A 13,678-nucleotide genomic window follows, 5' to 3' on the forward strand; every position below is an offset into this window, starting at 1 on the left:
GACCGCCGATGTCGACCTACCGTGCCGCCATGGCAGTGAACCGACTCTGGCTCGTCCGACACGGTGAGAGCGACGGGAACGTCGCCGCATCCCAGGCGGAACGCGACGGCTCGCCGGTGATCGCGCTCGACACGCGCGACGCCGATGTGCAGCTCTCCCCGGTCGGACGTGAACAGGCCGAGGCGCTCGGCACGTGGCTCCGCGGGGTCGAGTCGAGCATCGACGAGTACTGGTCGTCGCCCTACCACCGCGCCCTGCAGACGCTGTCGATAGCGAGCGGATCCCCCGCGCCGAACGCGCTCGTCGACGAACGACTCCGCGACCGCGAACTCGGCATCCTCGACCTGCTCACCGCGAAGGGCGTCGAGGAATTGCATCCGGAGGAGGCCGCGCGCAGACGGCACCTCGGCAAGTTCTTCCACCGACCCCCGGGCGGGGAGTCATGGGCCGACGTCGCTCTGCGGCTGCGATCGTTCCTCGGCGAGGCCCTCGATCGACCCGGGCCGACCGTGCTCGTCGTCGCGCACGACGCGGTCATCATGCTGATGCTCTACGTGCTGCTCCCCCTCGACGAGGCGAAGCTGCTGGCGTTCGCCTCCACGCACACGGTGCGCAACGCGTCCGTGACCGAGCTCGTGCGGGGCGACGAGGGGTGGGAGCTGGTCTCCTTCTCGGCCGTCGACCACCTCGAGAGCGAGGGCGCCGATGTCACCGTGCACTCCGGAGAAGACGATGCCTGACAAGAACGTGCCCGCGAAGACCATGCCCGAACCCGTCACCCTGGCGTTCCTCCGCGCGTGGGGCGTGCCCGACCCGGGCGGCTCGAAGAAGTCGCGCGGGCAGATCGTCGTGGTCGGCGGGTCCCGCCGCTCCCCCGGCGGCGTGCTGCTGTCGGCCGAGGCCGCGCTGCGCGTGGGAGCGGGTCGCGTCGGCATTGCGGCGCCCGCCGGAGTCGCCGCCGGCCTCGGCCCCGCGATGCCCGAAGCCGGCGTCTACGAGCTGCCCACCGGTTCGGATCCCGTCGACGCTTCCCTGCGCTCGGCGCTGGACTCCGCGGACGCCGTGCTCCTGGGCCCCGGTTTCGACGACCCGGATGCCACCCGCGCGGCGCTGCACGCCGTGGCCGAAGCCGAGGTGGCCCGGCTCGTGCTCGACGCGTTCGCGCTCGGCATCCTGCCCTCCTTCGATCGCGGCCTGCTGCCGCCCGACCTGCTGATCAACGCGAACGAGGAGGAGGCCGAGCTGCTGCTCGAGCACGACCTCGGCCGCGACCGCGCGGCCGACATCTCCGAGATCGCCGAGCGCTACGACGCCGTGGTGCACTGCTTCGGCACGGTCGCGCATCCCGACGGCCGCTGCTGGCAGGCCGAGCCCGGCGGGTCGGGACTCGGCACGGCGGGCAGCGGCGACGTGCTGTCCGGTGCGATCGTGGGCCTCGCCGCGCAGGGGATGGATGCCGAGCGCGCGGCCGTGTGGGGCGGATGGACGCACGCGCGCGCCGGAGACCGGTTGACCGAGCGCGTCGGCATCGGCTTCCTCGCGCGCGACCTGCTACCCGAGCTCACGGCCGTGCTGCACGAGAGCTGAGGGCGGCGACCCGGGCGGACGGGCGTCGTCGTCAGTGTCGACCGCTGTTGCGGTCCCACTCGAGCGAACGGTACTGCAGGTAGGTGCAGAGGTTGGCGGCGACGACGATCTCGGCCCCCAGTGCGCCCATCTCGTGGGGCGGTGCCGTCAGATCCTCCGGTCGGGCCGTGAGGGTCATCTCCCACGCCGGGTCGTCGAAACCGCGGGGCTCCATGTAGATGCTGGCGCGCGCCTTGCGCAGTCGCATGATGACGAGACCCGTGTCATTGGTGCGTTCGCCGTCCTGCTGCGCGACCACGATGTCGGCGCCATTGCTGTTGCCGGCCGCGAGGAAATCGTCGACCCATTCCTGCAGAACGGCGGCGTTGCGTCGGGGCGGAAAAGGGATCTCCTCGGTCACGCATTCATCCTCTCATTGAAACCACTTCCCGGGGATTCGCGCGGTTCGCACCGACGACCGCCGAACAATCTGCGGCATCGGACTGAGCGGCCTGTCCTGCCTCGATCACTCCCGCGGCTCACTTCGGCCATCCGGTCTCAGCGCCACATGTTTCGCCGCGATCATCGTCGGCGTCGCCGCCCTCCCTCACCCCTGCGGCTTCGCATCTCGCTCGCATCCTGCAAGGCTGCGGGGATGCGAGGTTCAGTGTGGGGGCTGCTCACGGCGGCGATCGGAATGACCATCATCGTGCTGCTGATCATCGACGGCACCGCGTACGGCATCTGGCTCGACGAGATCGGTCCTTCCCTCGACATCGCCGAGCAAGCCGCTGCCCCCACGATCGTGCTCCCCGGACTGATCGGGCTCCTGGCGATCGCGCTCATCGTCGGGGGCCTGGCCGTCGGGCTGACCATTCCCCGCGGCCAGAGGGATGACAGGGCTCGCTGAGTCGAGTCACACCTCACGCCCGGCGACGACGAGCCGCCCTCACGGCAGCGGAGGGCGCACCTTCGCCGCGGCGAAGGCCCGAATCCGCTCCGCCGACGCCGCGGGTGCGGTGAAGTGCGCCAGGTGACGATGGCCCGGGATCACCGCCACCTCGCCGTCGGCCGCGCGCGCGGCCAGGAGCTCCGCCCAAGCCTGTCGCGCGATCGGGTCCGTTCCTCCCCGCACGACGAGCAGGGGCACGGTCAGCATCGCGACGCGGTCCTCGATCGGGTAGCTCAGCATGTGCCGGGCCTGACGGACGTACCAGGCGGGTCCGCAGCGCGCGTAGTCGGTGACGACGATGCCGTTGAGGCGAGGCGGCTCGAGAGCCGAGTCGCGCGCCAGCAGCGCCGCCTGCGTCAACGGCCCGCGCCGTGCGCGATCGGTCACGGGCCCGAACGCGACGACCCCGCCGACGAGGTCGGGCCGCCGCACGCCCAGCTCGACCGCCCACTGCGCGCCCATCGAGTGCCCGACCACCACCGCGTCCCGCACGTCCAGCAGATCGAGCACGAGCCCGAGGGCCTCCGAGACGTCCCGGATGCCGGGATTGCGGCCCGGCTTGGGGAGTCCGGCGAAGCCGGGCAGGTCGATCGAGTGCACCTCGGCATCCGTCGCCAGCTGCGCGTGCAAGCGCGCGTGGTACCGGTGCGACATGCCGATGCCGTGGAGGAGGACGTAGATGGGAGCGTTCGCGCGCCGGGTCGAGAACGACCGGAGAGGGAGGTCGTTCACCGTGTGGAGCGTCGGAGTGGGCTGCGTCACATCGGTCACCGTAGGGCCGTTCGTCGCGACCTCGTCCGAGGGTTGCGCCGCGGCCCGGCTGACCCCTCGGGGCGCGCGGGCCGAGCGGTCACCGCGCAGAGGCGACGTGACGTTCGCGCGCGACGCGGATCGGCCGGCGCCACCATGGCGCCTCGCCGGTGGGGGCGCAGTGGTCGTCGTGCGTCGCGAGATGATGCGCCCACACGGCCTCGGACACCTCCCGGAGGTCGACACCTGCCGCGACGACGCGCGCCTCCTCGTCGAACGCGCTCCACACGCCCTCGGGATCCCGACTGACGTACCCGAACAGTCGACGCGAGCACGCGCCCATCACGAAGTCGTCTTCGACGCGCTTCCACGTCGGATGCAGGTGGACACCGGTCAGCGAGAACATCGGCCGCTCCTTCGCGCGCCAGGATTTCGGGGTGCCGAGGATTCTGCCAGCGATGAACGACAGGACTGAGCGTGTCTGCGCGTTGCGGTCCGGTGTTTTCCCTTGGCGGCCACTATGGGCGGACACCACCGTCGACGTCAGCTGCGCGACGACGTCGCAAGCGCGGCGTCGCTGTCATACTCGGCAGCCGAGACCGTCGTTCCTCTCACGCAGAAAGGGGTAGAACGCATGACCGTCGAACCCGGCATCTACGAACACTTCAAAGGCCAGCGGTACGAGGTGTTCGGCATCACCCGGCATTCCGAGACCGAAGAGATCTTCGTCTCCTACCGAAAGCTCTACGACGACTATTCGTACTGGGTGCGCCCGGTCGAGATGTTCACCGGATCCGTCGAACGCGACGGCTATTCCGGTCCGCGATTCCGGCGCATCGCGTAACGCGTCTCGGCGATATCCCGTGCGAGAGTGACGACGTGAAACTGTATTCCGACTTCGCGGCGCAGCGGGTGCGTCAGGTGACGGTCGACGTCGTCGCCCTCGTTCTCATCGCGCTGAGCGTCGCGACGGGGATCACGGTCTTCTCCACCGTCAGCCGACTCGCGCAATTCGGGCGCGACATGCAGACCGCCGGCGCGGACTTCCGATCGTCGATGACCGATGTCGGCGCCCGGTTGAGCGGCGTCCCCCTCATTGGGTCGGGCATCAGCGCCCCCTTCGACACGGCCGGCTCCGCAGGCGACACCCTCGCCTCGGCCGGTCAGACGCAACAAGACCTCGTGCTGCAGGCGGCGACCGTGCTCGGGATCGGCGTCGCCGGCCTGCCAATCCTGATTGTGCTGCTCGTGTGGCTCTTTCCCCGCCTGCGCTTCGTCACGCGCGCGACGCGCACCCGCGCTCAGCTGCGCGCCGGTCTCGACTCCGACCTCCTCGCGCTCCGCGCCCTCACCCACCAGAAGGTGGCCGCCATCGCGAAGGTCGACCCTGACGCCCTCGGCGCCTGGCGCCGCGGCGACCGCGAGGTCGTGCAGCGGCTCGCCGGAATGGAGCTGAGGTCGGTCGGCATCCGCGTTCGGTGAAGGTGGACGCTCATCGCCCGCGGCGGGCGTTCGACGTCACCGGTAGATGGGCATTACACGACCTGATGAACCTGCCGCGGGCACTGTCGACCGTCGCCGCCTCCGGCGTAGCATCGCCCGTACGCCGGAGTCCCCCGCGGCATCCGGTCCCTCCGTCACAACGAGCACTCGGGAGAAGCAATGGACACGATGGCCATGATGAAGTCGATGGACATGGGCGAGATGACCATGGACATGGATGCCATGCAGGAATGCATGCAGTCCCTGAACGCGTGCGCGATGGCCGCGGCGATGTGCGCCGGCAGCGACATGATGCACGGTGCCGAGATGGCCACGTGTTGCGCCATGTGCTCGAACATGGTCGAGATGGCTCAGGCGACGATGCACATGATGATGCGTCCGGCCGGAATGAACATGGACGTGATGAGCGCCATGATGACCGCCTGCATGACCATGGGCAAGGCGTGCGCCGCCGAGTGCCGCGCCCACGGCGACATGGACGAGATGTGCCGTTACTGCGCCATGGCCTGCGACGACATGGTCATGAAGTGCGAGGCCATGATGGCGTCGATGAGCGCCTGAGATCGCTTTTCGTTGCGGCCGCTGACGTTTCGTCGGCGGCCGCTCGGCTATGCGGCCCGCGCGGTCGTGATGATCGCGGACGCGCTGAGCAGTTCGGCGACCGGGTGGTACGCCACCGGCTCGCCCACCGCGATGTCGACGGCCGGGCCGACGATCCGCAGCTGCACCGTCGTGCCGTTCAGCAGCGCGACCGTCGCGGTCGAGCCGTCAGCCTCGATGACGAGGCCGTCCCACCACGCAGACGGGTTCGAGGCCGCCATGCAGCGCTGGATCGGGTGGACTGTCGACGAGATCGTGCGGGACATGGCTTCACCTGCCTTCGAAGGGGTTGGTGAGATGAAGCTACGGGATGCCGTGCGGGTGGGTGATCTGAGGCGTAGTAGGGCGTAACACCACCGGTGTTGGTCGCTATGTGCTCGACCCTCCCCGTGCCTCGTCTGACGCCTACGAGTCAGCCAGCGCGGGCTCCACAGCGTCGGCCAGCCGAGGTGCGCCGCTTCGCGTGAGCCGACCTAACAATCGACTCTCCCTAACCGGCGGCGGTCGGCCCATCGCCCGCGCCTGGTCGGTCAGGACCTGCACCGGCAGATCCGAATGTCACTCACTACCGAGGCATCTCTCTCGGTCTACCCGCGTCTACCGCCCGGTTGATTGGCGCCGCGGTGATCACAGTCGGGGTGGTGGTATACCCGCGGGGTCGCTCTCGTCTCTCATCGAGGTGAGCAGCGCAGCACGACGCCTAGCGCGCTTTGCGACAGAACCGGGTGTACCTCAGCATCGGGGTTGGGCGCAGGCCAGCGAGTCCTCAACATGGATTTTCTGTGATTCCGCTATGGTCACCACATATTCGTCACTGTGGGGGGACCAATGGAGTTTCACGAACGCATCGCCGCGCTCGCGACAAAGGTGAGCAATCAAGCCTCGGCGATCGGTACAGAGGAAGCGACGAAGAATGCCTTCGTCATGCCCTTCATCTCGACGATCCTCGGCTATGACGTATTCGACCCGCTTGAGGTCGTCCCCGAGTTCACCGCGGACGTGGGGATCAAGAAGGGCGAGAAAGTCGACTACGCGATCATGCGGGGCGGCGAAGTTCAAATCCTCATCGAGTGCAAAGCCTCCACCGGCGTGCCGAAGATCGAGCACGCGTCCCAGCTCTTCCGCTACTTCTCGACGACGAACGCCCGGATCGCTGCGCTCACCAACGGCGTCATCTGGCAGTTCTTCACCGACCTCGACGCACCCAACAAGATGGATGCCAAGCCGTTCCTGGTTCTGGATCTGCTCGACATCGACGACACGCTGATCCCCGAGGTCCAGAAGCTGAGCAAGGACAGCTTCGATCTCGAGTCGATCATCAGCGCAGCCGAGGAACTGAAGTACGTGGGTGCGCTCAAGCGCGAGATCGCAGGTCAGTTCCGCGAGCCGAGCGACGAGTGGATCAAGTTCTTCACTCAGCGCGTGTACGAGGGCTCGTACACAGCGCGCGTCCGCGAACAGTTCACGGCGCTCGTCGGAAAGGCCTCCCGTCAGTTCCTCACCGAGAGCGTCAACGACCGGCTGAAGACCGCCTTGGGAGCTGGGGCTGGGATTGCCATCCCGACCACAGAGCCTGCCACTGTCTCAAGCGAGCCGGCCGCGCAGGACGATCTGAACCGCGACACCGAGATCGAGACGACGCTTGAGGAGCTCGAGGGCTACCAGATCGTAAAGGCCATCGCCTGCGGCGAAACCAAGCCCCAGCGAATCACCCATCGCGATGCGAAGAGCTACTTCGCCGTGCTCCTCGACGACAACAACCGCAAGCCCATCGCCCGGCTGCACTTCAACGGGCGCCAGAAATACCTCGGACTTCTCGACGAGCAGAAGGTCGAGACGCGGCACCCGATCGACGAGCTCGACGAGATCTACCAGTACGCGGATGCCATTCGCGGGGCGGTCGTTCGGTATCGATAGCGGTACGGCATCGAGCACGCCGACAAGCACACACCCGGCATATCTGATTAGGCGAAGCGTTCCCGGAGGTCACCACGATCATAGACACACCGGAGAACCGGCATTCTGTGAGGGAGAAGCTCAGTGAGCACAAGTCCACGCCCTAAGGCATAGGCCGAATACGCTCTGCCGGACTTGGTATGCCCCCTGCGCTTCTTCAGCCCGCGCGCCCGCCGAAACTGCTCTTCCTAGATTTGAACCACTGGATCTAGAGACAACCTGGTTTCTGAGGTCCTTCGCCGGGACTTATTGGCGGGCGTCGGTGACCAAAGGCGCGCTCTGACACCGCACAAGAGCCCTTACGCCTCTCCTACCGGATGACCGCTCGCATGTAACGCCCACGTAAACTCCCCCTCTCCCCCTTCCCCACCGCGGGTGAGCCAACCGTTACCTCCCCGCCCCCGCTAACGCCCTCCCGGGAAACCCCTCCTCCCTACGCTGACGGCACGCCCCGCCCATGCGAGGCGCTGCACCTCCCCCGCATCGCCCACCGGAGGACCCCGTGACCGTCACCGACCCGCGCCCCGAAACCGCAACGCCGCCCGCGGCCGCAATGCCCGAGGCCGAGAGCGCCGAGCTGCACCACCGCCCCGGCCGCTGGATCGACAACTGGAACCCCGAGAATGCCACCCAGTGGGCGAAAGAGGGCAAGGCCATCGCCGCCCGCAACCTGCGGTGGTCGATCTTCGCCGAGTTCCTCGGGTTCGTCGTCTGGCAGCTGTGGTCGGTCGTCGTCGTGTCGCTGCCGGCGGCGGGCTTCCAGCTCTCTACGGGAGAGATCTTCTGGCTCATCTCCATGCCGAGCCTCGTCGGTGCGACGCTGCGCATCCCCTACACGTTCATGGTTCCGCGCTTCGGCGGCCGCAACTGGACGATCTTCTCGGCAGGACTCCTGCTCATCCCGAGCATCGGCCTTGCCATCGCGGTGAGCAACCCGCAGACGCCCTTCGCCGTGCTCCTCGTCATCGCGGCATTCGCCGGCTTCGGCGGGGGCAACTTCGCCAGCTCCATGTCGAACATCACGTTCTTCTACCCGGCCGCGCAGAAGGGATACGCCCTCGGACTCAACGCCGCCGGCGGCAACCTCGGCGCCTCGGTCGCGCAGTTCGTCGTCCCCATCGTCATCACCGTCGGCGCCGCGGCCACCCTCAACCTGCCGCTCGCGGGCCTCATCTGGGTGCCGCTGATCCTCGTCGCGATGGTCGGCGCGTACCTCCGCATGGACAATCTCTCCGCCGCGAAGGCCGACATCACGGCATCCCTCGCCGCTCTCAAAGAGCCGCACATGTGGGTGCTCTCGCTGCTCTACATCGGCACCTTCGGCTCGTTCATCGGCTTCGCGGGCGTCTTCCCCAAACTCCTCGCCGACACGTTCCCCGACTTCAAGGGCATCGCCATCGGCACCGCGACCGTCACCCTCGCCTTCCTCGGCGCCCTCGTCGGCTCACTCGCCCGCCCCTACGGGGGCAAGCTCGCCGACCGCTTCGGCGGAACCGTCATCACGATCGGCGCCTTCACGGTGATGGGGCTCGGCATCCTGAGTGTGATGCTCACCCTGCCGATGCAGAACTTCGCGGTCTTCCTGCTGTGCTTCCTCGTGCTGTTCGCGGCGGCGGGCATCGGCAACGGCTCGACGTACCGCATGATCCCGACGATCTTCGCCCTCAAGGCCAACGGCGGCGTCGGCGCGCAGCGCAAGGCCGCCGCGGCCCTCGGCCTCATCTCTGCCATCGGCGCGTACGGCGGCTTCTTCATCCCGCAGCTGCTCGGCTTCTCGAAGACGACGTTCGGCTCGTACACCCCCGCCCTCGGCTGGTTCGCCCTCGCCTACGTCGCGTTCCTCGCCCTCACCGCGGGCGTCTACCTGCGGATGTCGAAGAAGACCGGAACGCGGATCTGACCCCATGAGCTCCGCCGACACCCACTGCCCCTACTGTGCACTGCAGTGCGCCATGACCGTCAGCCACGCGGGCACCACGACGGTCACGGGCCGTGACTTCCCCACCAACCGGGGAGGGCTCTGCGCCAAGGGCTGGACGTCGGCGGAGCTTTTGGCATCCCCCCACCGACTCCGGATGCCACTGATGCGGCGCCCCGACGGGACCCTCGCCGAGACCACCTGGGATGAAGCACTGGATGCCGTGGCCGCGGCGTTCCGCGACACGAAAGCCATGCACGGCCCCGACGCGAACGCGATCTTCGGCGGCGGCGGTCTCACCAACGAGAAGGCCTACCAGCTCGGCAAGTTCGCTCGCGTCGCGCTCGGCACCTCGCGCATCGATTACAACGGCCGCTTCTGCATGTCGTCGGCGGCGGCGGCATCCAATCGCGCCTTCGGGATGGACCGGGGCCTGCCCTTCCCCGTCACCGACCTCGACGACGCCGCGACGATCCTGCTGCTCGGCTCGAACGTCGCCGCGACCATGCCGCCGTTCCTCGCCCACCTCGCCGGGGCGCGCGCAGCCGGCGGGCTGATCGTCGTCGACCCGCGCCGCTCGGCCACCGCGCGCCTCACCGAGGACGGTGCCGGAACCCACCTGCAGCCCGCTCCCGGCACCGACCTTCCGCTGCTGCTCGGCCTCACGCACATCGTCATCACCGAGAACCTCCTCGACCGCGCGTATATAGAGGAGCGCACGACGGGGTTCGACGCGGTGCGGCGATCGGTCGGGGCGTGGTGGCCGGAGCGGACGTCCTCGACGACCGGCGTCCCCGTGGCGCAGCTCCGCGAAACCGCACGGCGCCTCGCCGCGGGGCGCGCGTACATCCTCACCGGACGCGGCGTCGAACAGCACGTCGACGGCACCGCCACCGCGACCGCCGCGATCAACCTCGCCCTCGTGCTGGGGCTCGTCGGCCGCGAGGGATCGGGCTACGGCACCCTCACCGGGCAGGGCAACGGCCAGGGCGGGCGCGAGCACGGCCAGAAGGCCGACCAACTGCCCGGATACCGCTCCATCCGCGACCCCGACGCCCGCCGCCATGTCGCCGGGGTGTGGGGCGTCGACCCGGATGAGATCCCGGATGCCGGCATCCCGGCCACCGCTCTTCTCGCCGAACTCGGCGGGCCGGTGAAGACGCTGCTCGTCGCCGGGTCCAACGTCGTGGTGTCGGCGCCCGACGTGGATGCCGTGCGTTCGCGGCTCGCCGCCCTCGACACCCTCATCGTCTTCGACTTCTTCCTCTCCGAGACCGCGGAGCTCGCCGACATCGTGCTGCCCGTGCTGCAGTGGGCCGAGGAGGAGGGCACGATGACCTCCCTCGAGGGTCGGGTGATTCGCCGTCGCCGAGCGCTCCCCGGACCCGACGGCGCCCGCAGCGAGCTGTGGATCCTGGCCGAGATCGCGCGGCGCCTGGGCGCGGCATCCACCTGGTCGACGGATCCGGCCGAGGTGTTCGACGAGCTCGCCCGAGCCTCGGAGGGCGGCGTCGCCGACTACTCGGGCCTCTCGCACGCTCTGCTCGACACCGGCGTCGAGGCGTACTGGCCGTACCGCGCCGAGGGCACCCCGCGTCCGTTCACCCAGCGCTTCGCCCACCCCGACGGCCGCGCGCGTCTCGTGGCGGTGGATGCCACTCCCCCGACGCCCACCGACCGCGGCGACGAGCTGACCCTCGTCACCGGCCGCTACCTGCAGCAGTACCAGTCGGGCACGCAGACCCGCCGCGTCGCCGAGCTGAACGGGGCCCGCCCCGAGGCGCGGCTCGAGATCCATCCCGCGACGGCCTCGCGGCTCGGCGTCCGCGAGAATGCCCTCGTCGCCGTGTCGAACGAGCGGGGCGTGGTGCGGGCGCGGGCGACGGTGACGACCGACATCCGCCACGACACCGTCTTCCTGCCGTTCCACTACGCCGGCGACGAGTGCGCCAACCGGCTGACCGAGGCGCTCGTCGACCCGACGTCGGCCATGCCGGAGTTCAAGCGCACGCGGGTGCGCGTGGCTCCGGAGGCCACTGTGCCCGTGCCCGCGTTCCCGCGGGGGTCCGTGGCGGTCTCGGCGCATCCGGCCCCTGTTCGCATCGAGGAGGGAACCCATGTCTGAACGCGTGGTGCTGGTCGGCTACGGCCCCGTCGGAGCGCGGCTCGTCGAGGGTCTGCTGCCCGCCGTGCGCGAGGGGCGCATCGACCTGACGGTCGTCGGCACCGAGCCCCACGACGCATACAACCGCGTCCTGATCGCCGAATATGCCGTCGGACGCATGGACCGCGCCGGGCTCGACCTCGGCGACCGCCGCGTCGCTGAAGAGGCGGGAGCGCGGTTCCTCCTCGGGGTCGCGGTGGCCGGTGTCGACCGCACGCTCCGCTCGGTCCGGCTGGAAGACGGCATCCGTCTGCCCTACGACCGACTCGTGCTGGCGACGGGCGCCCGCGCGAACGTGCCCACGCTCGCCGGGGTGCGACGCTCCGCGGCCCTCGACGGCGACCTTCCGCGCGGTGTCGTGGCGTTGCGCGACCTCGCCGACGCCGAGGTGGTGCGTGCTGCGGTCTCGGCCGGGAGGCGGATCGTCGTGCTCGGCGCGGGGGTGCTCGGCATGGAGCTCGCCCTCGCCGCGGCCGAGGCGGGCGCCGAGGTGACGGTGGCGTACCACTCCGCCGCGCCGATGAACCGCACGCTCGACGAGAACGGCGGGCGCGTCCTCGCGGCCGCCGCGGTGGCCGCGGGGGTCGAGATGAGGCACCACGCGCGGGCCGAGAGCATCGTGCACCGCTACGACGACCACGGGCAGGCGTGGTTCGACGGCCTGGCCTGCGCCGACGGGCGCGTGCTCGCGGGCGATTTGCTCGTGCTGTCGTGCGGGGTGGGTGCGCGCACCGAGATCGCCGCAAGGGCCGGACTCGCCGTGTCAGCCGGCGTGCTCGTCGACGGCTCCTCCCGCTCTTGGACCGACGAGAACGTCTTCGCCATCGGCGACTGCGCGCACGTCGCCGACCCCGCCGACGCGGCGCCCGACGGACGCGTCCCCGGCGGGCCGAGCGGACTGATCGGCCCCGGCTGGCGCCAGGCAGACCGCCTTGCGGCGCTGCTCTCGTCCGGAGCCTCGTCGCCCGCACCGGCCGAGCGCCCGGGCGTCGTCATGCTCAAGGCCGAGGGCATCGACGTGGTCGCCGGCGGCGCCGTCGACGCCGACCCCTTCGCGCACGCTCCCGGATGCCATGGCCCGCAGGTCACGATCTGGGCCGACCCCGCGCGCGGTGCGTACGTCAAACTCGTCACCGTCGACGGTGTCCTCACCGGCTTCGTCGCGGTCGGGATGCCGCGCACCGGCGCCGAACTCGCCCTGCTGTTCGAGCGGGGCTCGGAGCTGCCCGCCGATCGGTCGTCGCTCCTGCGACTCGACGCGCCCGACGCCGGTATGGCCGTGGTCGCCGACCCTTTCGCGGCCGATGCCACGGTGTGCTGGTGCAACGGCGTGAGCGCGGGCGCCATCCGCGACGCCGTGGCGACCGGCGAGCCGACGGTCGCCTGCGTCAAGGCCACCACCCGCGCCGGCACCGGCTGCGGCGGCTGCGTGGGTCGGATCACCGAGCTGCTCGCGCGCGAGGCCGTGCACGCCTAGCGCGCTCGGGCCTGCACTGCTCGTGAGGGGTCAGAATTTGTCGCCTGGCCGCTGCGCAAGCGACAGTTTCTGACCCCTCGCGCGTGCTTCGCGGGTGCGGGCACGAGGAGGAAACGTCCGCGATACGCACGGGCAGTACGCTGCACGCATGCCTCCGATCGAGAACCTCGTCGCCTTCGTGGCCGCGTCGGTCGTCATCATCGTCATCCCGGGTCCGAGCGTGCTCTTCGTCATCGGTCGCTCCATCGCGCTGGGCCGCCGCGCGGGAGTGCTCAGCGTCGTGGGCAACGCCCTCGGCACGGTCCCCGCGGTGCTCGCCGTCGCCTTCGGGGTCGGTGCCCTCGTGGCATCCTCGATCGTCGCCTTCACGGTGCTGAAGATCGTGGGCGCGATCTACCTCGTGTGGCTGGGGATCCAGGCCATCCGTCACCGCCACGCGCACGTCGCCGGCGCTTCCGCCGCACCCGCCTCGTCATGGACCCTGCTGCGCCAGGGCTTCATCGTGGGGATGACGAACCCCAAGACGATCGCGTTCTTCGTCGCCGTGCTGCCCCAGTTCGTCGATCCTCACGCGGGTGCCGTGTGGCTGCAGTTGCTGCTCCTGGGCCTGATCTTCCAGGTTCTCGCCCTCACCTGCGACAGCGCGTGGGCCGTCGCCGCCGGCACGGCGCGCGCATGGTTCGCGCGGTCGCCGAAGCGCATCTCGACGCTGTCGGCGACCGGCGGCGTCATGATGATCGGCCTCGGCGGCGCGCTCGCGCTCACCGGCGCGAAGAGCTGAGCGACGGGACG

15 protein-coding genes are annotated in these 13,678 nt (G+C 69.6%); 11 read left to right on the forward strand and 4 right to left on the reverse strand.

The annotated features are described in order from the left end of the window. Positions 1-29: 29 nt before the first annotated feature. Together AB0N82_RS00170 and AB0N82_RS00175 are read left to right on the forward strand one after the other, a co-directional pair. Complete coding sequence (locus AB0N82_RS00170; RefSeq protein ID WP_363386716.1) at positions 30-740, forward strand: histidine phosphatase family protein; 711 nt, start codon at positions 30-32, stop codon at positions 738-740. Further along, a complete protein-coding gene (locus AB0N82_RS00175; protein ID WP_363386719.1) occupies positions 733-1,587 on the forward strand; it encodes an ADP/ATP-dependent (S)-NAD(P)H-hydrate dehydratase in 855 nt (284 codons plus the stop codon). The genes AB0N82_RS00170 and AB0N82_RS00175 overlap by 8 nt, the downstream gene beginning before the upstream one ends. 31 nt (positions 1,588-1,618) lie before the next feature. Here AB0N82_RS00175 and AB0N82_RS00180 read toward each other — a convergent pair whose 3' ends face one another. Then, the gene (locus AB0N82_RS00180; protein ID WP_315993469.1) at positions 1,619-1,987 is read right to left on the reverse strand and encodes a hypothetical protein; all 369 of its coding nucleotides are present in this window, start codon (positions 1,985-1,987) and stop codon (positions 1,619-1,621) included. A 234-nt stretch (positions 1,988-2,221) separates the two neighbouring features. On the opposite strand from AB0N82_RS00180, the gene AB0N82_RS00185 reads away from it, so the two are divergent. After that, entirely contained in the window at positions 2,222-2,476 is a 255-nt protein-coding gene (locus AB0N82_RS00185) for a hypothetical protein (RefSeq protein ID WP_363386723.1), read from the forward strand. A 39-nt stretch (positions 2,477-2,515) separates the two neighbouring features. Here AB0N82_RS00185 and AB0N82_RS00190 read toward each other — a convergent pair whose 3' ends face one another. Continuing rightward, positions 2,516-3,280, reverse strand: coding sequence for an alpha/beta hydrolase (locus AB0N82_RS00190; RefSeq protein WP_363386726.1), 765 nt, complete (start codon positions 3,278-3,280; stop codon positions 2,516-2,518). An 88-nt stretch (positions 3,281-3,368) separates the two neighbouring features. Then, the gene (locus AB0N82_RS00195; protein WP_363386729.1) at positions 3,369-3,674 is read right to left on the reverse strand and encodes a hypothetical protein; all 306 of its coding nucleotides are present in this window, start codon (positions 3,672-3,674) and stop codon (positions 3,369-3,371) included. A 228-nt stretch (positions 3,675-3,902) separates the two neighbouring features. Between AB0N82_RS00195 and AB0N82_RS00200 the strand changes: the two genes are divergently transcribed. The 3 genes from AB0N82_RS00200 to AB0N82_RS00210 all read left to right on the forward strand — a co-directional run bounded on the left by AB0N82_RS00200 (position 3,903) and on the right by AB0N82_RS00210 (position 5,332). Beyond that, a complete protein-coding gene (locus tag AB0N82_RS00200; protein WP_363386732.1) occupies positions 3,903-4,112 on the forward strand; it encodes a DUF1653 domain-containing protein in 210 nt (69 codons plus the stop codon). A 35-nt stretch (positions 4,113-4,147) separates the two neighbouring features. Then, positions 4,148-4,750 carry a hypothetical protein gene (locus tag AB0N82_RS00205; RefSeq protein ID WP_363386735.1) on the forward strand — a complete coding sequence of 201 codons (603 nt, stop codon included), beginning with the start codon at positions 4,148-4,150 and terminating at the stop codon, positions 4,748-4,750. A gap of 180 nt (positions 4,751-4,930) precedes the next feature. Next, the gene (locus AB0N82_RS00210; protein ID WP_363386738.1) at positions 4,931-5,332 is read left to right on the forward strand and encodes an aldehyde dehydrogenase; all 402 of its coding nucleotides are present in this window, start codon (positions 4,931-4,933) and stop codon (positions 5,330-5,332) included. A 47-nt stretch (positions 5,333-5,379) separates the two neighbouring features. Here AB0N82_RS00210 and AB0N82_RS00215 read toward each other — a convergent pair whose 3' ends face one another. Continuing rightward, complete coding sequence (locus tag AB0N82_RS00215) at positions 5,380-5,637, reverse strand: nuclease (protein ID WP_363386741.1); 258 nt, start codon at positions 5,635-5,637, stop codon at positions 5,380-5,382. Positions 5,638-6,199: 562 nt separating this feature from the next. Here AB0N82_RS00215 and AB0N82_RS00220 point away from each other — a divergent pair. From AB0N82_RS00220 to AB0N82_RS00240, 5 genes are all read left to right on the forward strand, one after another. After that, the gene (locus AB0N82_RS00220) at positions 6,200-7,288 is read left to right on the forward strand and encodes a type I restriction enzyme HsdR N-terminal domain-containing protein (RefSeq protein ID WP_363386744.1); all 1,089 of its coding nucleotides are present in this window, start codon (positions 6,200-6,202) and stop codon (positions 7,286-7,288) included. Between the two features lie 592 nt (positions 7,289-7,880). Further along, entirely contained in the window at positions 7,881-9,227 is a 1,347-nt protein-coding gene (locus AB0N82_RS00225) for an MFS transporter (RefSeq protein ID WP_363389401.1), read from the forward strand. 4 nt (positions 9,228-9,231) lie between these two features. After that, positions 9,232-11,370, forward strand: coding sequence for a molybdopterin oxidoreductase family protein (locus tag AB0N82_RS00230; protein WP_363386747.1), 2,139 nt, complete (start codon positions 9,232-9,234; stop codon positions 11,368-11,370). Further along, positions 11,363-12,886, forward strand: coding sequence for an FAD-dependent oxidoreductase (locus AB0N82_RS00235; protein ID WP_363386750.1), 1,524 nt, complete (start codon positions 11,363-11,365; stop codon positions 12,884-12,886). Before AB0N82_RS00230 ends, AB0N82_RS00235 begins: the two co-directional genes overlap by 8 nt. Positions 12,887-13,034: 148 nt before the next feature. Then, the gene (locus tag AB0N82_RS00240) at positions 13,035-13,667 is read left to right on the forward strand and encodes a LysE family translocator (RefSeq protein WP_315993485.1); all 633 of its coding nucleotides are present in this window, start codon (positions 13,035-13,037) and stop codon (positions 13,665-13,667) included. The last annotated feature ends 11 nt before the right edge of the window (positions 13,668-13,678 follow it).

Origin of the sequence: Microbacterium sp. NPDC089186 (assembly GCF_040685115.1) — a bacterium.
Taxonomy (GTDB): domain Bacteria; phylum Actinomycetota; class Actinomycetes; order Actinomycetales; family Microbacteriaceae; genus Microbacterium; species Microbacterium galbum.